We start from the raw sequence: 20,048 nt of genomic DNA on the forward strand, positions 1-20,048 counted from the left end.
TAACTAAAAGCCCCAAACTTTATGCTGATACTATTAACGCTTAAACTAATTTCTCTAAAATACCCGATAAATCGGTTTCCGATTGTTCGCCGGATTTTAGGTTCTTCAAAATAAAAGAATTACCCTTAATCTCTTTGATTACAAACGGAATGTTTCTTCGCTCTGCATGTTTAAATTGTTTGTCAATTTTAGCCGCATCGGGATATAATTCTGCTTTGATATTTTTATTACGCAAAGTCGTGAGTGCTTTCATGGCTTCAAAAGCTTGGCTTTCGCCAAAATTTAAAAACAATACTTTAGTCGAAGTCGTAACGGTTTGCGGAAACAAATTCAATTCTTCGAGCACCAAATAAATGCGGTCAAGGCCAAAAGAAATGCCAACACCACTCATATTTTTCAACCCGAAAATTCCGGTCAAATCATCATATCTTCCGCCACCGCCGATGGAACCCATTGCCACGCCTTCCGGTGCCGAAACTTCAAAAATGGCTCCGGTGTAATAGTTCAAACCGCGTGCTAAGGTTACATCCAAATCTAATTTGGCTTTTTGCAAACCTAATTTGATTACGTTGTCACAAATAAAACGCAGCTCTTCAATTCCTTTTTTACCTTCTTCTGAAGTAGAAAGCAAACCGGCTAATTTTTCTAATTTCTCTTGAATCGTTCCGGTGAAGCTGAATAAAGGTTGTACTTTTTCTAAAGCGGTTTCTGAAATGCCTTTTTCAATCATTTCTTTTTTAACGCCTTCCTCGCCTATTTTGTCGAGCTTGTCTAAAGCCACAGTAAAATCAATCAACTTCTCCGAAGCGCCAATGACTTCAGCAATGCCCGATAATATTTTGCGGTTGTTAATTTTAATGGTAACGCCTTCCAAACCCAATTCTGCAAAAACCGAATCATACAATTGCACCAATTCGACTTCTTGCCATAATGAAGTGGAACCAACCACATCAGCATCACATTGGTAAAACTCTCTGAATCTTCCTTTTTGTGGCCTATCCGCACGCCAAACCGGCTGGATTTGGTAACGCTTAAACGGAAACTCAATCTCGTTTTGGTGTTGCACAACATAACGCGCAAAAGGTACGGTTAAGTCGTAGCGAAGGGCTTTTTCTGAAATCTTTCCGGTTAATTGTTTATAGTTTATAGTTTGTAGTTCTGAAGTTGGCACTTTATCCAAATAATCTCCCGAATTCAATATCTTAAATATTAAACGATCACCTTCTTCCCCATATTTTCCCATCAAGGTATCTGAGTTCTCAAACGACGGCGTTTCTATCGGTTGGTAACCAAATTTCTCAAAATGATTTCTCATTATTGAAATAATATAGTTGCGTTTGGAAACCTCTGTCGGTGAAAAATCTCTGGTGCCTTTAGGAATGCTTGGTTTTTGTGCCATTTGAAAAATTATGAATTATAAATTATGAATTATGAGTTTAAAAAAAATAAAAAACTCGTTCGTAATTGACTTTTGCAAATATCTATATTTTTATAGACTTAATATAACTATGGTTGTAACAAAAGCTGTATTTTAGTGTCAAATTACCGTTATGATTGGATTATTCAAAGAAAATGTAAAAATTGCGTTGGGTTCGATTCGAACACAATTGCTTCGAACTGTATTAACGGTTATTATTATCGCCATTGGAATTACCGCTTTGGTTGGAATTCTGACGGTTGTGACCGCCATCGAATACAACCTGAATTCGAGCTTTGCTTCGATGGGTTCTAATACCTTTAACATCAACCAATACGAATTCCAAAACCGTCGTCGTGGTGGTGGTGAAGTAGAAAAAATCAACCCGATTATTACCTATACGGAAGCCAAAACTTTCAAAGAAAAATACAATTATCCTTTAACCCAAACGTCGCTTTCTTTTGTAGCCACTTCGGCAGCGGAAGTCAAATTTGAAAACCAAAAAACGGATCCGGAAATAACTGTTTTGGGTATTGACGAATATTTTTTAAGCAATTCCGGTTTAGAAATTACCCAAGGTCGAAGCTTTAATACTTTCGATATTTCGAATAATATTTATGCTTGTATCGTTGGTTCCGATTTTGTTTCCAAAGACGGTTTGCTGAGAGATGTCAATCCAATCGATAAAATTTTAACCATTCGTGGCGCCAAATTCAGAGTAATTGGCGTAATAAAAGAACAAGGCTCAACCTTTGGCAACAGCCAAGATTTAAGGGTTATGATTCCTATTCAAGTGGCGCGTTCGATGTTTTCAGCACCAAGCATCAATTACTCCTTAAGTATTATGGTGTTGAAAAAAGAGTTTTTAGACCAATCCGTTGATGACGCTTTAATTACTATGCGAAAAGTAAGAAGACTAAATCCGGTAGAAGAAAATAATTTCGGTATCTCAAGAAGTGACGATTTGCTCAATAGAATTGCCGATTTGACCGGATTTTTAAACATCTCCGCTTGGGTAATTGGTATCATTACTATATTGGGTTCATCTATTGCTTTGATGAATATCATGATTGTTTCTGTAACCGAAAGAACCCGTGAAATTGGTGTGAGAAAATCACTTGGCGCCAAGAAAAGCACCATTGCCATACAGTTTTTTGTAGAGACTTTAACCATTGGACAAATCGGCGGGATTTTTGGAATCATCTTCGGAATCCTTGCCGGCTTTTTTATCTGTCTCGCTGCCGGATGGGATTTTGTAATTCCATGGGGCGCCATGATAGCCGCTTTTACCACCAGTTTTATAGTAGCGTTAGTTTCCGGATTGTATCCTGCAATAAAGGCTTCTCAATTAGATCCGATTGAAGCGTTGCGGTATGAGTAATTAGTGTTCAGTTGGGAGTGTTCCCTTTTATAGTGCTGCCGAAATCATTCGGTCATTTCCATAAATATCTTTGTGAAGTAGAACATTTTTAAACCCAAAACTTTCTACCAAAGCAACGGTTTCCTTACCTAAATATTGATTGATTTCAAAGTACAGTTGTCCATTCGGCGAAAGATTTTTTTTGGCTAGTTCAGTGATTTTTCTATAAAAAAGCAACGCGTCATTGTCTTCTACAAATAAGGCCAAATGCGGTTCATATTCTAAAACATTCGGATTAATTTCCGCTTTTTCCAAATTACGAACATATGGTGGATTTGAAACGATGAGATCAAATTGTTGTTCTAACCCTTCGACTGCGCTCAAGTTGACAACATCAAGTATATTTTTCAACAAAAATGTGACTTCTACTTTATTGAGTTCCGCATTTTTTTGGGCTGTCGCCAAAGCTTTCTCCGATACATCAATCGCATACACTTCAGCATTCGGCAGATTCTTTTTCAGTGAAATAGGAATACAACCGCTACCGGTTCCAATTTCGAGGATTCTAACTTTTCCCTTTTTTCTCTTCCCTTTTTCCTCTTCTTTTAAAATCAACGCAACCAACTCTTCCGTTTCCGGTCTTGGAATCAATACATTTTCATTGACTAAAAACGGTAATCCATAGAATTCGGTTTCACCTAAAATATACTGAATGGGTTTTTGATTCTTCAATTCGACCAAAACGCTTTCCCAACGCAACAATTGCAACGCATCCATTTCCATTTCAGGATCTAAGGCTAAGTCAATTCTTTTTTGATGATGAAAACTTTCCAATGTTAAATAAAAGAAACTCTCAATCTCTTTTTCGTCATACAAAGAAGAAAGTTCTCGGAGGAAAGTGGTCCTGTAGTTTTTGATTAGCATTATCAATTATTTGTTATCAATTGTCAATTCCTTGATCATCCAAACCGGACAAGTTGTATGACCTGTATTACCCAAAGGCGCACAAAGGTATTCAAAACCCATTTTCTGATACAAACTTTGTGCTGCTACCATTTCGGGTAATGTTTCGAGATAGCATTTTTCATAACCCAATTCGACAGCTTTCTCCAAACATTTTTGAATCATTTGGAAACCAATGCCTTTCCCGCGAATTTCCTGCAAAAAGTACATTTTCTGTAATTCGCAGATATTCTCTGTTGAATTTTCCAATTGACTTACGCCTGCTCCGCCAACAATTTTGCCTTCATTTTCTATTACAAAATAAGTGGCGCGCGGTTTATCATAAGCTTCAAACATAAAATCTAATTGCGCATCGGCGAAAGCTGTTCCTGTTTTTGGAAAATTATCTGCCATAAAAACTGCTCTAATAACTGCTGCAATTTGTTGGTTATCTTGTTCTTGAATTTCCCTGATTATCATTTGCTTTAATCTTAATAATTACAAAAATAGTCCAATTGTTTAAACCACATAGAATCATAGAAATAATAATCCTTAAAAGTCGCTTGGCTCGAAATAGATTCTATATTTCTATGCGGTAAAAAACCAAAGAGATAAAATCCTATTTTTGTATGATGACTACTCACGAAACGCTAAAGACAAACAAGAATTAAACAACAACTTTAATAGCGTTCCTGACACCTTAGGCAAAAAATGAAATCAACGGAAGAATTCTATATAAATCGCTGCATTGAATTGGCCAAAAATGGTTTAGGAACAACCTATCCAAATCCGTTAGTGGGTAGCGTAATTGTTTATAACGGCAAAATAATCGGTGAAGGTTGGCATCGGAAATCCGGCGAAGCTCATGCTGAAGTTAATGCCGTAAATTCAGTAAAAGACAAATCTCTTTTGGCGAAAGCCACGATTTATGTATCGCTTGAACCATGTAGTCATTTTGGGAAAACGCCTCCTTGTTGCGATTTAATCATCCAACACAAAATTCCTAGTGTAGTAATTGGAACTGTTGACCCAAACAGTAAAGTCGCCGGCACCGGAATTAAAAGATTAATCGAAAACGGTTGTCAGGTAACCGTTGGTGTTTTAGAAAACGAATGCAACGAATTGAACAAACGCTTCTTTACTTTTCACAATAAAAAACGACCTTATATTATTTTAAAATGGGCAGAAAGTGTGGATGGTTTTATGGCACCTTTAACCAAAGAAAAACAAGAACCGGTTTGGATTTCCAATATATTTTCACGTCAATTAGTACACAAATGGCGTAGTGAAGAACAAGCTATTTTAGTGGGAACGCAAACGATTTTAGACGACAATCCCAAATTAGATGTTCGCGATTGGACCGGAGAAAACCCTATTCGAATTGTTTTGGACAGAACCGGTAAAATAAGCAATGCCTATTTTATTAAAGACGGCAAAACAAAAACCATTATTATCACCGAAAAAGAAAATGTAACATTTGACGATAATCGTATTTATGAAAGTATTATCTTTGATAGTCAGCTAACCAAGAATATAATCGGTATTTTATACAAATACGGCATACAGTCTATCATTGTTGAAGGTGGAAAGCAAACACTACAAACTTTTATAGAAGACAATCTTTGGGATGAAGCTAGGGTTTTTACGGGCAATATTTCTTTAAACGAAGGTATAAAAGCACCTCAATTGAATGGAATTTCCAAAACAACAGAAATAAAGGGTGACCAACTTAAACTTTTTTTAAACCATGATTAACACTATAATTTTCGATTTTGGCGATGTTTTTATCAATCTTGAAAAAGAAAAATCGATAGAAGAGTTTAAAAAGTTAGGACTTGATGGTCCAAATGAAGAATTATTGACACAGAATGATTTATTCGAAAAAGGCCAAATAACCGACCTTCAATTTGTAGAGAGTTTTCACAAATTCATTCCCAATGCTTCCATTGAAGAAATTACCAAAGCTTGGAATTCTGTTATTGGAGATTTTCCTTTGTATCGCTTAGAATTTTTGCAATTGCTGTCCAATAAGTACCGTTTATTCCTATTAACTAATACCGATTCCATTCACATCAACCAATTTGAACACAAAGTAGGCATGTCATTTTACTCCGATTTTTATCGTTGTTTTGAAAAGGTATATTACTCTTATGAAATGGGCATGAGAAAACCTCAACCGGAAATTTTTACTAAAATTTTAAGCAAACACGACTTATCTCCCAAACGTACCTTATTTGTAGATGACAAAAAAGACAATACTGATATCGCAGAAAGCCTTGGTCTTCATGTATGGAATTTACAAGTAGGCAAAGAAGATGTGGTGAATTTGTTTGACCAAAAACACTTGCCGTTTTAATAATTTTAATCGCAATTTCAAATTTCAATATCAATTTCATTGAAAGACACTTACAATACTATTGCTGCGCCTTCAGCAGAAATTCTCTATAAAGAAAAAAACAGCAAATTCTTTGGTTATGCTTTTCCTGTTACCAATGAAGAAGAAATCAAAAGGCATTTAGAACAATTGCGAAAACACCACCACGGCGCAGTTCATTTTTGTTACGCTTACCAACTCGGTACTGAAACACTTACTTTTCGAGCTAATGATGATGGCGAACCTAGTAATTCAGCAGGAATGCCTATTTATGGACAAATCCAATCTTTTGGCGTTACCAATATATTAGTGTTCGTCGTTCGTTTTTTTGGCGGCGTCAAATTGGGTGTTGGCGGATTGATTTCTGCTTACAGAACGGCTGCGGAAATGTCTTTAGAAGCATCGGAAATTATTGAAAAAACAATCAATATTCATTTTCTAATTTCATTTGATTATAAGAACATGAACAAAGTCATGCGAGTCATCAAAGAAAAGAACCTCGATATTATATCTCAAAAAATGGATGAAAGTTGTCAAATTGAAATTGCCACTCGAAAAAAAAATGCCGAAAATATAGTCGACATTTTTAGTAATTTATTTGAAATTGAGATACAAAAAATCTAATCGTTCATGATGTCCAAAATGTATTGCGGTGGCGCAATAGGTTTTCCTAAATTTATGTCTACAAAAACGAGTATAAAATGCGCAGTTGTTAATAACTCATCCTTTTCGTTGCGAATCTCACAATCAAATTCTATCTTCACTGAGGAATGACTTTTGAACTTGGTAATCACTGTAAGTAAGTCATCATAACGTGCTGGTTTTTTGTAATTTATAGTCATGGAAACTATCGGCAAAGCTATCCCGCTTTCTTCCAGTGATTTATACGAAATCCCTTTGTTTCTAAGCCATTCCACGCGTCCCATCTCAAAATAAGGCACATAATTTCCGTGATAAACCACACTCATTTGGTCTGTTTCTGAGTAACGAACTCTAACTTGAATCTGATGTTCTTTCATCTGTTTTTTTTGCTTTTAATCTATAATCAAACTTCCCTTTACAACAATATTTTTAAAAAATCAATACCATATAAATTTTTTTTAACGAATTTTATTCACATATTTGTTATCCCGAAAAACATGATGATTTTCATTGTCATTTTAGTCAAAATAACCTAACAATAAATACTATAATTTTTAACCAAATATGAGCAAAACTGCGCAATCGGTATGGGAAAACTGTCTTGAGTTCATAAAAGACAATATTCAAGAACAAGCTTTCAAAACTTGGTTTGAACCGATTAAGTCAGTTGAACTTACAGACAACGCTTTGTACATTCAAGTGCCTAGTAAATTTTTCTACGAATGGCTCGAAGAACACTACGTTAAATTATTAAAAGTAGCGTTAACCAAAGAACTCGGAAAAAACGCAAAGTTACTCTATAAAATTAAAATGGAAAACACTTATGGCAATAAACAACCGTTTACGGAACAATTGCCAAGTGCTCACCGCAGTCCAATAAAATCTCAAGATGTTGACGCTCCGTTTAAAAACCTGAATCCGGAACTTAAGAATCCTTTTGTTATTCCGGGTATCAGAAACTTAAAAATTGAGTCTCAACTAAATCCAAATTACAGTTTCGACAATTTCCTGGAAGGTGATTCTAACCGTTTAGCGCGCTCTGCCGGTATGGCTGTAGCCAACAAACCCGGCGGAACTTCTTTCAATCCACTATTGATTTTTGGTGGCGTTGGTTTGGGAAAAACCCATTTAGCGCACGCTATTGGTGTTGAAATCAAAGACAAGTATCCTGAAAAAACTGTTTTATATATTTCTGCTGAAGTTTTCACGCAACAATATATTGACTCGGTTAAGAAAAATAACAGAAACGATTTTATTCATTTCTACCAATTAATAGACGTGTTGATTATTGATGACGTTCAATTCCTATCCGGAAAATCAGGAACGCAGGATGTATTCTTCCATATTTTTAATTACTTACACCAAAACGGAAAACAAGTAATCCTTACTTCGGATAAAGCACCGGTTGACATGCAGGACATCGAACAACGCTTGTTATCCCGTTTCAAATGGGGATTGTCTGCCGAGTTACACCAACCGGATTACGAAACCAGAATTTCTATCCTTAAAAATATTCTTTATCGCGATGGCGTTGAAATGCCGGAAGAGATTGTAGAATACGTTGCCAGAAACATCAAATCTAATGTCAGAGAGTTAGAAGGCGCTATCATTTCTTTGATTGCCCAATCTTCTTTCAACAAAAAAGAAGTGACTTTGGATTTGGCGAAAAGTGTGGTAGAAAAATTCGTTAAGAATGTCAAACGCGAAATTTCAATCGACTATATCCAAAAAGTAGTTTCCGATTATTTTCAATTGGACGTAGACACTTTACAATCAAAAACCAGAAAACGTCACGTGGTTCAAGCCCGACAATTGGCGATGTTCTTCGCTAAGAAGTTCACCAAATCTTCATTAGCCAATATTGGTTCCCAAATTGGCGACAGAGATCACGCTACTGTTTTGCACGCTTGTAAAACCGTTGACAACTTGGTTTCTACTGACAAACAGTTCAAAAAATTTGTAGAAGATATTCACAAAAAATTATCGCTATAATTTGCTTTTTGACTAAGTTTGCAACTTAGAAAAATGCTATGCCCGTTAAAATTTTAATGGTTTGTTTAGGAAATATTTGCCGATCTCCTTTGGCAGAAGGCTTACTCGCCTCTAAACTTCCTCAAGATAAATTCATTGTTGACTCCGCCGGAACAGGAAATTACCACATTGGCAAACAACCTGACCAACGCTCTATTTTAGTGGCCAAAAAAAATGGCTTGGACATTACCAATCAAAAAGGCAGACAATTCACTTCACGAGATTTTGACGAATTCGATTATATCTATGTGATGGACAGCTCGAATTATGACAACGTAATTGATTTGGCCAAAACTGAAGCACAAAAAGCAAAAGTTGACATGCTATTGAATCACTTATTTCCCGGTGAAAATGTTGACGTTCCCGATCCTTATTACGGTTTGCAAAACGGTTTCGATATGGTTTATGAAATGCTTGATGAAACCTGTACTATTTTAGCTAAAAAACTGATGGAAAAACACTCATGAGCACACCAAACCTAAAAGGAAAACTCTATTTGATTCCGACTACTTTGGGCGAAATGAATCCTGATGATGTATTACCGCAATCGGTAAAAAGAGCTGTTGATTTTATCGATCATTATATCGTTGAAAACGAAAAAACGGCTCGTAAATTCATTAAATCAGTCAATCCGGAAAAAGTTCAGGCAACTTTAAAACTATCAACACTAAACAAACACACCGAAATTTCAGAACACAATGCCATGATTGCGCCTTGCTTAAACGGCATCAATATCGGATTAATGAGTGAAGCCGGTTGTCCCGGTGTTGCTGATCCAGGCGCAGTGATTGTGAAGTTAGCCCATGAAAAAGGGATTCAGGTGATTCCGTTAGTTGGTCCATCTTCTATCCTATTGGCGATGATGGGTTCGGGCATGAACGGACAGAGTTTTGCTTTTAATGGCTATTTGCCCATTGACAAAGGCGAAAAGAAATCGGCACTAAAAAACTTTGAAAAGCTATCTAATGATAAAAATCAATCTCAACTCTTTATTGAAACACCTTACCGAAACAATAAGTTGTTAGAAGACATTTTGCAAGCTTTACAGCCCAATACGCATCTTTGTATTGCCACAGACCTCACTTTACCTACTGAGTTTATCAAAACGCTTCGAGTGGCTGATTGGAAAAAAACAAAGTTCGATTTACACAACCGACCTACTATTTTTATTATCCATAAATTTTAAGATCAAATACAAATTGTAATTATTCTACTTTAGGGTTTTTAATAGCTTTGATACCATGCGTTTCGAATCCTCCAAAATCTTTAAGATAAGTCTTTACCGAAGTACCGTATTCATCTTTACATTTTTTGGCTCCTCTTGAATTCAGAAAACGTTTTACTGAACCTGCACCGCCTAAATGCGCTGCTGCTAAAATACCTGATTCGGTAATCTTAACACCGTCAATTACTTCTCCTTCAAAATCCTTAATGTATTTTTTTAACTCGTATTTATTTTTTGAAAGTAAAGCTATAAATGCTCTTTCCTGAAGTTTAGGATTGTTTAAAAACCCAACACTATCATGAATACCAATTGACTTTAGGGTTTCAACCCCAAATTGATACTTCCCTAAATACCCTAGAGTATTTACTTTTTTGTATTTACCTTGTGATTCTTTGTGCGCAATGGCTTCTTTGTAGCCAATAAAATACTTGCCCTTAAATGGGATATCCAGACTGAAGTAGTCTATGGTGTTTTCTGAAGGAAAAACGTACCGAAGTTTTTCATTTTCATCAACACGAAAACCGAAGTTGATTTGGGAATTGTATGGTTTGAAACCTGAGCTTATGAAAGCTACTACTAGTAGGATTGATGTGTAAAAAATTCCTTTTTTTATCATTAATTGTTATTTCTCAAGCGCTGTCACCGACATGAAATTACCGGGTGCAAATATACAACTAAATTTATAAAATTGAATATCAAGTAGTTAAACTGCGTTAAAAGTAGATTAAGTGCAACTCAGAACCGCCGCGCCCCTTGATTTCAAACGTTGGAGCCGGAATTTTAATGGTATTGAAAATTGTTAAAATTGTCTTAACAAAATGCGATTTTGTTTCAATTTTCGTCAAATCAACGTCGAGACTGAGGTAAAATTGACGGTATCTTTTACTTTCCGGAAGAAAAACAGTATTGACCAATTCGTCTTTTCCGGTAATCATTCCTTCAGCTCCATAACCGATGGCAATATTTAGCCATTTCGGAATTTTGGAAGTCTTGATAAATGAATGAATATTAGCCGAAAGCCAATAGGTTTGGCCGTTGTAATCCTTTAGAATTTGCTCTTGTAATGAATTGCCTAAAACATTAGGTCTAGCAGAAGCATATGGCGTAGTATGAAAAGAAAACTTGGGAACAATTCGTTGTTCTTTCCAAAGCAATTCTTGAGAAACAAATAAAGCCGTTCCTGAAACATTGGCGGCCATATCACATAATGATGCACCCCAATTGGCTGAATACCCATCAAAAACCTCAACCGTTGTCAAGAAAGCCAAACCAAGTGTAGAACCATAAATCAATTGACTTCTTCTACTCGAACCAGCCCATTTCAAGGCATTGGCCCCAAAACTTCCTAAATGATAAGCGGAAAAAACATGTCCGGCCTTGTCCATCTGTAGCCATTCGGCATTGTCATTGATAAAATGAAAATCAGAACGCGGATAATCGGCATACCAAAGTTGGTTCAAACCAATTAAAGCAGTAGCACCAATAGCTGCTTCAGAAATGATAAGGGTTTTAAGTCGTTTCTGATTTAAAGTATCCGAAGGTTTTAAAAAATGCTCTATCCCATTTTGTGCCCAAAGAAAACTCGAGCAGCATAAAAACAGAATTATATAATGCTGCTTTTTCAAGGATTAACGTTTGGTTCCTTGAGCATTTAGCCAATCTGCATATTTTTTGGCGTTGACATTATGCTGTTCCATCGTAGCAGCAAATTCGTGATAGCCAAATTTTTCCACACTCGCACAGAAATAAAGATAGTCGTGTTTTTCAGGATTCAAAACGGCATCAATCGCATCTACATCAGGCATTGCGATTGGTCCCGGTGGCAAACCTAGATTTTGATACGTATTGTATGGTGAAGCTATAAACAAATCTTTGTACAAAACCCTTTTGATTATTTGGTCAAAATCATTATCTCTTAACTTCAAAGCATAAATGACTGTTGGATCAGCTTGCAATTTCATGCCGTCTCTCAAACGATTTAAATAAACCCCTGCTACTGTTGGTCTTTCACTTTTCTTCACCGTTTCTTTATGCACGATTGAGGCCAAAGTAATCGCTTGTACCGGAGTCAAATTCAACTCGGTCGCTTTAGCAATTCTCTCTTTGGTCCAAAACTTATTGTATTCGTCCAACATTTTATCGCGGAATTTCTCTGCCGAAATGTTCCAATAAAACTCATACGTATTAGGCAAAAACATCGAAAACACATTCTCTTTGGTGAACCCATTTTTCTCCAAAAATGCCGGATCACGGAAAGTCGCTAGCAATTTTGTTGTATCAGGTTCGATTTGAGCACTGATACGTTCACAAAGATTCTCTAATCTTTCTTGGTTATTAAAAGCCAATTTAACCGGAACATTTCTTCGCATCGTGGCAACCAATTGAAACGCGCTCATTCCTTTCTTTAATAAAAACCTACCGGCTTTTACATTCTCAGGATACGAACGAAGACCAGCTATAAATTCAAAATTGCTCCTATTTTTTACATAAGGTGAAATGATTCTTAGCACGTCTTCATATTTGGAATCCGTTGGAATTTCAACATAGATTTCCGCTTTGTCAAAATTGGTATTCGAAGTGAAGAATTTTATATAAACAACCAATACTACTATTAAACCAACAGCAGCTAAAATTTTAAAGATTTTACTTTTGTTCAAAACCGAGACTATTTAAGATTTATTTTTTTATTAACTGAAAAAGAGCTTCGTCTTGAAAGACATTGTTAATGCGAATCCAATCCTTTTTGATGCCTATTTTTTCAAATCCAAATGTAGTAAAAAGAGCTAAACTGGCTTTATTTTCAACACCAATATTTGCAAACAACTGGTGCAATTGCAACTGTTTAAAAGCATAATCAATAACCAAACCCAACGCTTCTTTGCCAAAACCACTTTTTCTATCGGCTTCATTTTGGACAATAATCCCAACACCGGCGCGATGATTTCTTGGATCAAAGTCGAATAAATCAATTAATCCAATGGCTTCGAAAGTATCTTTTTTGCAAATGGCTAAGCGCAATTGCTTGGCTTCATAAATATCTTGATGGGCATTTTCCAAATATTGTCGAATGAGAAATTTGCTGTAAGGTGTCTGGGTATTACTGACTTCCCAAATATTTTCGTCGTTTTCTACCACATAGAGAAACTCTAAATCTTCAGGTTCGAGTGCACGAAGGTAAATAGTATTTCCTTGTAGCGTTACCATTCTATTTCTCCTTCAAAAACAAAAGTCGCCGGACCTTTTAGAAAAACATTAGTGTATTTATCGCCTTCTTTTACAAAAGAAACTTCCAGTTTTCCTCCTTCAACATCTAAATAGATATGATGTGATTTGGTTTTTCCTGTTGCGTGCATTGCAATAGCGGCTGCTGTAGCTCCGGTTCCACAAGACAACGTTTCATCTTCTACACCTCGTTCGTAGGTACGCAACGCAAAATGATTTTCAGAAATTTGACTCACAAAATTCACATTGCTTCCCGGTTTACCATACAAATCAGAATAACGGATTTGAGCACCAACGCTTTTGACATCATAATTCTTCAAATCATCTACCATCATTACATGGTGTGGCGAACCGGTATTGAGGAAAACATAATCGCTTTCTATTTTTACAAAATCAACTTCTTTCATCCCGAGAGAAACAATTCCATTTTCAAAAATGGAAGCATGGTGCGGACCATCTGTTGCAATAAAATTAGCATCATTCTGAACAACATTCAAACTTTTGGCGAAAGCCACCAAACATCGTCCACCATTACCACACATCGAGCTCTCATTCCCATCAGAATTGTAATATACCATCCGAAAATCGGTTTCGGAGTCATTTTCTAATAAAATTAATCCGTCAGCGCCAATGCCAAAACGTCGGTCACACAGTTTTTCGATAAGTTGAATATTGGTTTTAGGAAAAATGGCTGCGCGATTGTCAATCATGACAAAGTCATTTCCGGTGCCTTCGTATTTGTTAAAAGTGATTTTCATAGTCGTGATAAGTGTTACAAAGATAGCAAAATTTAAGATTGACTTAAAAATTGTTAAACGAGCGTTAAAGGGTGTTTGCAGAAAAAATGAAAGTTTTTAATTTTACTATCGAATAATTTAAATGTTAATGACTATGAAACGATTATCAAGTTTATTTTTGGTTTCTTTATTAAGCGGTGCTACTACACTTGGAGCTTACAAATTATTTTTTGAAGGAACCAACAATCGAGACTCGATTGTAACTTTGGCTTCCAAAAACAACAACCGAACTGTTGGTTTATCCGGTGAAGCAATTGATTTTACTGAAGCTGCTGAAAATGCAATTCATTCGGTTGTTCACGTAAAAAATGTTTCTGTGAGAACGATTTCTGATCCAATAAGAGAATTCTTCTATGGTCAACGCGGCGGCCAACAACAAGAGCAAATCGGCACCGGTTCGGGTGTAATTATTTCTGAAGATGGTTACATCGTAACTAACAATCACGTGATTAAAGATGCTAATGAATTAGAAGTTACCTTGAACAATAATAAATCATACAAAGCCAAACTCATTGGAACCGATTCTAAAATGGATATTGCTTTGTTAAAAATCAGTACCGATGACAAACTGCCTTATACAACCTTTGCCGATTCTGATCAAGTGAAAGTAGGCGAATGGGTTTTGGCGGTAGGAAATCCTTATAATTTAAATTCAACAGTTACTGCCGGAATTGTTTCGGCGAAAGCCAGAAATTTAGACAACAGAAATAGCATTCAATCTTTCATCCAAACCGATGCGGCTGTAAATCCGGGAAATAGTGGCGGTGCTTTGGTAAATACTCGTGGAGAATTAATCGGAATTAACACGATGATTTCTTCTCCAACAGGAAGTTATACCGGATATTCTTTTGCCGTTCCGTCTAACATTACCCGTAAAATCATTGAAGACATCATGGAATTTGGCGGTGTGCAACGCGGTATTTTAGGGGTTGAAGGTTCGGAATTGAACAGTCGTGCGTCAAAAGAATTTGGCATCAATGATACCGAAGGTTTCTACATTAATAAAATTACTAAAAACTCCGGTGCAGAAAAAGCGGGTTTAAAAAGTGGTGATGTTATCAAAAAATTAGACAATCAAAAAATCAGTTCATATGCTGAATTGACCGGTTATATCAATACCAAAAGACCAAATGACAAAGTACAAGTAACTTTTATCAGAGATGGCGAAACCAAAACCGCTTCAGTAACTTTAATTAAAAACGACATTTTAACCACTGAATTCAAAGGATTAGAATTAGAAAACATTGATGCCACTGATAAAAAGAAATACCGAATTGATTATGGCGTTCGAATCAAAGAAATCAACAATGAGAATCTTAAACCTTATTATGACCAGTTGAAAGGTAACATTATTCTATCGGTAGACAATGTAAAAGCCACTGATGTAGAATCAATATCGAGATTTTTGAACAAAAAAGACGAAAATCAAAGTGTCAACATTCAAATGATTAACCGAATGGGACAAGTGATTCAAATCATCATACAATAATCATCTTACTTACTTTTGGGAAAAGCCAGTCTGTTAAAAGATTGGCTTTTTTTATTGTTAAATAATTACGAAATCGTTTTCGTAAAACGCTTCTATTTTATACTTTTGCGCCAAAATAAAAATTTCTGAAATGAATTCAGAATAATCAACACAAACTAAACTCTTTTCTTTTTTATGAACAGCAACACTTTATACGAGAAGGAATTATCATTTCAAGCCGACAGGCGAAAGGCAGGCGTAGAATTCATCAAGATTATCAGCGATTTATGGTATGACAAATCTATCGAGTTGGTTCTTTTCAGAAACCAATTAATCGATAGAAATGTTAGCGACATTATCAACTTGCATGAATATGCCGGAGAATTTGTTCAAAAGCCAATCAATGTATTTGATTCGGTTGAAATTGCTCGAGCGATTCTGAATTTAGATTTACCGCCTTCGCGAATTGACATCGGCAAACTGACTTACGAATACCATTTAGAAGACAACAAATACCACGACGCCAGGGCATTTGTAATTGACAAATTAAAAAATGCCAAAGACTCTAAAAACATCAAACCAAAAGATGTGGTTTTGTATGGTTTTGGGCGTATCGGACGTTTATTGGCGCGTGAAATGATGAGCAAAATTGGGAAAGGACAACAATTGCGCCTTCGTGCGATTGTAACTCGTGACCGAAATGATGCTTCTTCGTTAGAAAAAAGAGCTTCTTTATTGCGCTATGATTCGGTTCACGGTGATTTTGAAGGTTCCGTTCAGGCCGATGTTGAAAACAATGCTTTGATCATTAATGGAACTACTGTTCATATCATAACAGCTGCTTCTCCGGAAGAAATTGATTATACAAAATACGGTATCGAAGAAGCGCTACTTATAGACAACACCGGAGCTTTCACTACAGAAGAAGCTTTGAAACGTCATTTGGTTTCCAAAGGGGTAAGCAAAGTATTATTGACGGCACCGGGAAAAGGCGTTCCGAATATCGTTTATGGGGTAAACCACAACGATCACAATCCGGATAACGTAGACATTTTCTCTGCTGCTTCTTGTACAACGAATGCCATTACTCCGATTTTACAAGCAGTTGAAGAAACTTTAGGGGTTGTAAAAGGACATTTAGAAACGATTCATGCTTATACCAATGACCAAAATTTGGTAGACAACATGCACAAAAAATACCGTCGTGGTCGTGCTGCCGCTTTGAACATGGTTATCACTGAAACCGGTGCAGGAAGTGCTGTTGCGAAAGCTTTACCAAGTTTGGCCGGAAAATTAACTTCCAATGCAATTCGTGTTCCTGTTCCAAATGGTTCTTTGGTGGTTTTGAATTTAGAAGTTGGCGCAGCCACTTCCATTGATGAAGTAAATGCCATTATGAGAAAGTATGCTTTAGAAGGCGAATTAGTAGAACAAATCAAATTTTCACTGAACAATGAATTGGTATCTTCAGATATCGTTGGGACTTCAGCACCATCTATTTTCGACAGTAATGCTACGATAGTTTCCGGTGACGGAAAAAATATAGTATTGTATGTTTGGTATGATAACGAATACGGCTATAGCCATCAAGTAATTCGTTTGGCCAAATATATTGCCAAAGTAAGACGTTACACTTATTATTAATAGTTATTAATTCAAAAACGAATCCGTTTAGTCTTGTATGATTAAACGGATTTTTTTTTGGATTTTAATAGATTTTATGCATTTTTCATCGACAAACAACCTGCATATAAAAAAAATTGCTATTTTTCGCCTTTCAAAATTAAGCCCCAATTATTAAACATTTATGAAAAAAACCATTTTTAGTCTTTTAGTACTGACTTGTTTTGCCTTTTCTGATAGTGAAGATCCAAAAGTAACAACCTACAGTTACGGTCACAACGGTATGGAATATGTAGCCAGAAATAAAAACGGCACAGTGATTATAAGTACATTTAATTCTAAAATGACAATCCGTCAAGAGATTGCCACCAAGATTTATGATATGTATGTAGATAAGAAATTAAAGAGTGATACAAAAATCACTGTATATGGAGATGAAGCAGATGTCACAGGCAGATGCGTCATAAGAAAGAAAGACAATCTAACCGCAGTTGATTTTTACTATGAATCTGTGAGTTGGTGTTCAGGTCATAAAGAAATTTTCAAAAAGAACATAAAATAAAAAAAAAGCTCAACTTAATGTTGAGCTTTTTTTATGAAATATAATTTCTCTTGTTACGCTTTTCCGGCTGCAATCAAGTTCAAAGCAGAACCTGCAACAAACCAACCAATTTGACTATCGTTATAAGTATGGTTAGCTAAGATAGTATCTTTAGAACCATCGGCATGAACAAACTCTAGAGTTAATGGTTTACCCGGAGCAAATTCAGTTAAGTCTAAGAAATTGATAGTATCGTTTTCTTGGATTTTATCGTAATCCGCTTCGTTAGCAAAAGTCAAAGCCAACATTCCTTGTTTTTTCAAATTCGTTTCGTGAATACGAGCAAAGGATTTTACCAATACCGCTTTAACCCCTAAGAAACGTGGTTCCATCGCTGCATGCTCACGTGAAGAACCTTCTCCATAATTGTGGTCACCCACAACTATTGATGGAACTCCAGCCGCTTTATAGGCACGAGCCACTGCAGGAACTGCATCGTAAGCAGCGGTTAATTGATTTTTTACTTTATTGGCTTCTTGGTTGTAAGCGTTAACTGCTCCAATCAACATATTATTTGAAATATTATCTAAGTGACCACGGAAACGCAACCATGGTCCGGCCATAGAAATGTGATCGGTTGTACATTTTCCAAAGGCTTTGATTAACAATTTAGCCCCTGAAATATTTTTTCCATCCCAAGCATCAAATGGCGCTAAAAGTTGCAAACGGTCGGAAGTTGGAGAAACTGCTACCTGAACTGATGAACCATCAGCAGCCGGCGCTTGAAATCCTGCATCTTCCACATCAAAACCTCTTTTTGGCAATTCATCACCAGTTGGCGGGTTCAATCTTACTTCTTCCCCATTGTCATTCAACAAAGTATCTGTAATCGGATTGAAAGTCAAATCTCCTGAGATTGCTAATGCCGCTACCATTTCCGGTGACGTTACAAAAGCGTGAGTGTTTGGATTTCCGTCCGCGCGTTTGGAGAAGTTTCTGTTAAAAGAGTGAACAATAGTATTTTTTTCGCCTTTGTCAGCGCCTGTTCTATCCCATTGTCCGATACATGGTCCGCAAGCATTGGTAAATACTTTAGTTCCCATTTTCTCGAAAGTAGCGATGATGCCGTCTCTTTCAATGGTGTAACGGATTTGTTCTGAACCCGGATTGATTCCGAATTCGGCTTTTGGTGTAATGCCGTGGGCAACTGCTTGCTCAACGATAGAAGCTGCACGAGCCATATCTTCATAAGACGAATTGGTACAAGAACCAATTAATCCCCATTCTACTTTTAAAGGCCAACCGTTAGCAATTGCTTCTTCTTTCATTTTTGAAACCGGTGTTCCTCTGTCCGGAGTAAACGGTCCGTTAATATGTGGTTCTAACTCAGAAAGGTTGATTTCGATTAATTGGTCGAAATAATCAGCCGGATTAGCATAAACTTCCGCATCACCTGTTAAGTAAGAGGCTACTTTATCGGCAGCATCCACAATATCTTGACGATCCGTTGCCGCTAAATATCTTCTCATAGAATCATCGTAACCAAAAGTCGAAGTCGTTGCTCCAATTTCGGCACCCATATTACAAATCGTTCCTTTTCCGGTACAAGACATATTGGTGGCACCTTCACCGAAATATTCTACGATAGCACCTGTCCCACCTTTTACGGTAAGGATATCAGCTACTTTAAGGATTACGTCTTTTGGAGAAGTCCAACCGTTTAATTTTCCAGTCAACTTCACGCCTATTAGTTTTGGAAATTTCAATTCCCATGACATGCCCGACATTACGTCAACGGCATCAGCACCACCAACACCAATCGCTAGCATTCCTAATCCACCGGCGTTAACAGTGTGTGAATCGGTTCCAATCATCATTCCGCCAGGAAAGGCATAATTTTCTAAAACAATTTGGTGAATAATTCCAGAACCCGGTTTCCAAAACCCAATTCCATATTTATTAGAAACTGAAGACAGGAAATCAAATACTTCTTTTGATTGAGAATTAGCTACTGCTAAATCAGTTGTAGCACCTACTTTGGCTTGGATCAAGTGATCACAGTGAACTGTAGTTGGAACAGCCACTGTTTTTTTTCCGGCGTGCATGAATTGTAATAATGCCATTTGTGCAGTTGCATCTTGGCAAGCCACTCTATCGGGTGCAAAATCAACATAATCTTTTCCACGAGTGAAGGATTGAGAAGGCATTCCTTCCCATAAATGTGAATATAAAATCTTTTCAGATAAGGTAAGTGGACGACCAACTAACTCGCGTGCTTTATCGACACGAGCAGCCATAGTAGCATACACTTTTTCAATCATTTCAATATCAAAAGCCATAATAAAATTTGGTTAATTTGTTTGCATTGCAAATTTACGAAAACGTTATACTTCTAAAAAGTTTTTA

The 20,048-nt window shown here is 36.5% G+C and carries 20 protein-coding genes; 10 read left to right on the forward strand and 10 right to left on the reverse strand.

What is annotated here, in order from left to right; translation table 11 throughout:
• Positions 1–40: 40 nt before the first annotated feature.
• Positions 41–1,399 carry a histidine--tRNA ligase gene (gene hisS / locus B3C16_RS11580; protein ID WP_121311639.1) on the reverse strand — a complete coding sequence of 453 codons (1,359 nt, stop codon included), beginning with the start codon at positions 1,397–1,399 and terminating at the stop codon, positions 41–43.
• A gap of 151 nt (positions 1,400–1,550) precedes the next feature.
• Here hisS and B3C16_RS11585 point away from each other — a divergent pair, with 151 nt between their 5' ends.
• Positions 1,551–2,798: an ABC transporter permease gene (locus B3C16_RS11585; RefSeq protein ID WP_121311640.1), complete on the forward strand. Its 1,248-nt coding sequence runs from the start codon at positions 1,551–1,553 to the stop codon at positions 2,796–2,798.
• Between the two features lie 27 nt (positions 2,799–2,825).
• Here the strand turns inward: B3C16_RS11585 and prmC are convergent, their stop codons facing one another.
• Together prmC and B3C16_RS11595 are read right to left on the reverse strand one after the other, a co-directional pair.
• Positions 2,826–3,701 carry a peptide chain release factor N(5)-glutamine methyltransferase gene (prmC, locus tag B3C16_RS11590; RefSeq protein ID WP_291131849.1) on the reverse strand — a complete coding sequence of 292 codons (876 nt, stop codon included), beginning with the start codon at positions 3,699–3,701 and terminating at the stop codon, positions 2,826–2,828.
• Between the two features lie 6 nt (positions 3,702–3,707).
• A complete protein-coding gene (locus tag B3C16_RS11595; protein WP_291131851.1) occupies positions 3,708–4,199 on the reverse strand; it encodes a GNAT family N-acetyltransferase in 492 nt (163 codons plus the stop codon).
• A gap of 231 nt (positions 4,200–4,430) precedes the next feature.
• Here B3C16_RS11595 and ribD point away from each other — a divergent pair, with 231 nt between their 5' ends.
• From ribD to B3C16_RS11610, 3 genes are read left to right on the forward strand one after another with little or no spacing between them, the layout of a single operon-like run.
• A complete protein-coding gene (gene ribD, locus B3C16_RS11600; RefSeq protein ID WP_291131853.1) occupies positions 4,431–5,474 on the forward strand; it encodes a bifunctional diaminohydroxyphosphoribosylaminopyrimidine deaminase/5-amino-6-(5-phosphoribosylamino)uracil reductase RibD in 1,044 nt (347 codons plus the stop codon).
• Complete coding sequence (locus tag B3C16_RS11605; protein ID WP_121311643.1) at positions 5,467–6,075, forward strand: HAD family hydrolase; 609 nt, start codon at positions 5,467–5,469, stop codon at positions 6,073–6,075. The genes ribD and B3C16_RS11605 overlap by 8 nt, the downstream gene beginning before the upstream one ends.
• 33 nt (positions 6,076–6,108) lie before the next feature.
• Entirely contained in the window at positions 6,109–6,717 is a 609-nt protein-coding gene (locus tag B3C16_RS11610; RefSeq protein WP_291131881.1) for an IMPACT family protein, read from the forward strand.
• Here the strand turns inward: B3C16_RS11610 and B3C16_RS11615 are convergent.
• A complete protein-coding gene (locus B3C16_RS11615; protein ID WP_121311645.1) occupies positions 6,714–7,112 on the reverse strand; it encodes an acyl-CoA thioesterase in 399 nt (132 codons plus the stop codon). The genes B3C16_RS11610 and B3C16_RS11615 overlap by 4 nt on opposite strands.
• 187 nt (positions 7,113–7,299) lie before the next feature.
• Between B3C16_RS11615 and dnaA the strand changes: the two genes are divergently transcribed.
• Genes dnaA through B3C16_RS11630 form a run of 3 tightly spaced genes read left to right on the forward strand, consistent with a single transcriptional unit; the run spans position 7,300 to position 9,952 of the window.
• Positions 7,300–8,727, forward strand: coding sequence for a chromosomal replication initiator protein DnaA (dnaA, locus tag B3C16_RS11620; RefSeq protein ID WP_121311646.1), 1,428 nt, complete (start codon positions 7,300–7,302; stop codon positions 8,725–8,727).
• A 38-nt stretch (positions 8,728–8,765) separates the two neighbouring features.
• A complete protein-coding gene (locus B3C16_RS11625; protein ID WP_291131857.1) occupies positions 8,766–9,233 on the forward strand; it encodes a low molecular weight protein-tyrosine-phosphatase in 468 nt (155 codons plus the stop codon).
• The gene (locus B3C16_RS11630) at positions 9,230–9,952 is read left to right on the forward strand and encodes an SAM-dependent methyltransferase (protein WP_121311648.1); all 723 of its coding nucleotides are present in this window, start codon (positions 9,230–9,232) and stop codon (positions 9,950–9,952) included. The genes B3C16_RS11625 and B3C16_RS11630 overlap by 4 nt, the downstream gene beginning before the upstream one ends.
• A 19-nt stretch (positions 9,953–9,971) precedes the next feature.
• Here B3C16_RS11630 and B3C16_RS11635 read toward each other — a convergent pair whose 3' ends face one another.
• The 5 genes from B3C16_RS11635 to dapF form a co-directional block, all read right to left on the reverse strand.
• Entirely contained in the window at positions 9,972–10,607 is a 636-nt protein-coding gene (locus B3C16_RS11635; RefSeq protein WP_121311649.1) for a peptidoglycan-binding protein LysM, read from the reverse strand.
• Positions 10,608–10,704: 97 nt separating this feature from the next.
• Positions 10,705–11,616, reverse strand: a complete 912-nt coding sequence (locus tag B3C16_RS11640) for a DUF2279 domain-containing protein (RefSeq protein ID WP_291131860.1) — start codon at positions 11,614–11,616, stop codon at positions 10,705–10,707.
• A 3-nt stretch (positions 11,617–11,619) separates the two neighbouring features.
• Positions 11,620–12,648, reverse strand: coding sequence for an endolytic transglycosylase MltG (gene mltG / locus B3C16_RS11645; RefSeq protein WP_291131862.1), 1,029 nt, complete (start codon positions 12,646–12,648; stop codon positions 11,620–11,622).
• A 19-nt stretch (positions 12,649–12,667) separates the two neighbouring features.
• Complete coding sequence (locus B3C16_RS11650) at positions 12,668–13,195, reverse strand: GNAT family N-acetyltransferase (protein WP_121311651.1); 528 nt, start codon at positions 13,193–13,195, stop codon at positions 12,668–12,670.
• Entirely contained in the window at positions 13,189–13,971 is a 783-nt protein-coding gene (gene dapF, locus B3C16_RS11655; RefSeq protein WP_121311652.1) for a diaminopimelate epimerase, read from the reverse strand. Before dapF ends, B3C16_RS11650 begins: the two co-directional genes overlap by 7 nt.
• 133 nt (positions 13,972–14,104) lie before the next feature.
• Between dapF and B3C16_RS11660 the strand changes: the two genes are divergently transcribed.
• The 3 genes from B3C16_RS11660 to B3C16_RS11670 all read left to right on the forward strand — a co-directional run bounded on the left by B3C16_RS11660 (position 14,105) and on the right by B3C16_RS11670 (position 17,663).
• Positions 14,105–15,499, forward strand: a complete 1,395-nt coding sequence (locus B3C16_RS11660; RefSeq protein WP_121311653.1) for a S1C family serine protease — start codon at positions 14,105–14,107, stop codon at positions 15,497–15,499.
• A 174-nt stretch (positions 15,500–15,673) separates the two neighbouring features.
• On the forward strand, positions 15,674–17,122 hold the full coding sequence (locus tag B3C16_RS11665; RefSeq protein WP_121311654.1) for a glyceraldehyde-3-phosphate dehydrogenase: 1,449 nt from the start codon (positions 15,674–15,676) through the stop codon (positions 17,120–17,122).
• Positions 17,123–17,285: 163 nt separating this feature from the next.
• Complete coding sequence (locus tag B3C16_RS11670) at positions 17,286–17,663, forward strand: hypothetical protein (RefSeq protein WP_121311655.1); 378 nt, start codon at positions 17,286–17,288, stop codon at positions 17,661–17,663.
• A 53-nt stretch (positions 17,664–17,716) separates the two neighbouring features.
• Here the strand turns inward: B3C16_RS11670 and B3C16_RS11675 are convergent, their stop codons facing one another.
• Positions 17,717–19,981, reverse strand: a complete 2,265-nt coding sequence (locus B3C16_RS11675; protein ID WP_291131867.1) for an aconitate hydratase — start codon at positions 19,979–19,981, stop codon at positions 17,717–17,719.
• Between the last annotated feature and the right edge of the window lie 67 nt (positions 19,982–20,048).

It is taken from the genome of Flavobacterium sp. UBA7682 (genome assembly GCF_002482945.1).
GTDB lineage: Bacteria > Bacteroidota > Bacteroidia > Flavobacteriales > Flavobacteriaceae > Flavobacterium.

Excerpts from the sequence above, each read along its gene's own strand:
- B3C16_RS11635 (WP_121311649.1), bottom strand. The coding sequence starts at position 10,607 with ATGATAAAAAAAGGAATTTTTTACACATCAATCCTACTAGTAGTAGCT.
- ribD (WP_291131853.1), top strand. The coding sequence starts at position 4,431 with ATGAAATCAACGGAAGAATTCTATATAAATCGCTGCATTGAATTGGCC.
- B3C16_RS11595 (WP_291131851.1), bottom strand. The coding sequence starts at position 4,199 with ATGATAATCAGGGAAATTCAAGAACAAGATAACCAACAAATTGCAGCA.
- B3C16_RS11665 (WP_121311654.1), top strand. The coding sequence starts at position 15,674 with ATGAACAGCAACACTTTATACGAGAAGGAATTATCATTTCAAGCCGAC.
- B3C16_RS11605 (WP_121311643.1), top strand. The coding sequence starts at position 5,467 with ATGATTAACACTATAATTTTCGATTTTGGCGATGTTTTTATCAATCTT.
- B3C16_RS11615 (WP_121311645.1), bottom strand. The coding sequence starts at position 7,112 with ATGAAAGAACATCAGATTCAAGTTAGAGTTCGTTACTCAGAAACAGAC.
- dapF (WP_121311652.1), bottom strand. The coding sequence starts at position 13,971 with ATGAAAATCACTTTTAACAAATACGAAGGCACCGGAAATGACTTTGTC.
- B3C16_RS11670 (WP_121311655.1), top strand. The coding sequence starts at position 17,286 with ATGAAAAAAACCATTTTTAGTCTTTTAGTACTGACTTGTTTTGCCTTT.
- prmC (WP_291131849.1), bottom strand. The coding sequence starts at position 3,701 with ATGCTAATCAAAAACTACAGGACCACTTTCCTCCGAGAACTTTCTTCT.
- B3C16_RS11660 (WP_121311653.1), top strand. The coding sequence starts at position 14,105 with ATGAAACGATTATCAAGTTTATTTTTGGTTTCTTTATTAAGCGGTGCT.
- B3C16_RS11630 (WP_121311648.1), top strand. The coding sequence starts at position 9,230 with ATGAGCACACCAAACCTAAAAGGAAAACTCTATTTGATTCCGACTACT.
- B3C16_RS11625 (WP_291131857.1), top strand. The coding sequence starts at position 8,766 with ATGCCCGTTAAAATTTTAATGGTTTGTTTAGGAAATATTTGCCGATCT.
- hisS (WP_121311639.1), bottom strand. The coding sequence starts at position 1,399 with ATGGCACAAAAACCAAGCATTCCTAAAGGCACCAGAGATTTTTCACCG.
- B3C16_RS11585 (WP_121311640.1), top strand. The coding sequence starts at position 1,551 with ATGATTGGATTATTCAAAGAAAATGTAAAAATTGCGTTGGGTTCGATT.
- B3C16_RS11650 (WP_121311651.1), bottom strand. The coding sequence starts at position 13,195 with ATGGTAACGCTACAAGGAAATACTATTTACCTTCGTGCACTCGAACCT.
- B3C16_RS11675 (WP_291131867.1), bottom strand. The coding sequence starts at position 19,981 with ATGGCTTTTGATATTGAAATGATTGAAAAAGTGTATGCTACTATGGCT.
- dnaA (WP_121311646.1), top strand. The coding sequence starts at position 7,300 with ATGAGCAAAACTGCGCAATCGGTATGGGAAAACTGTCTTGAGTTCATA.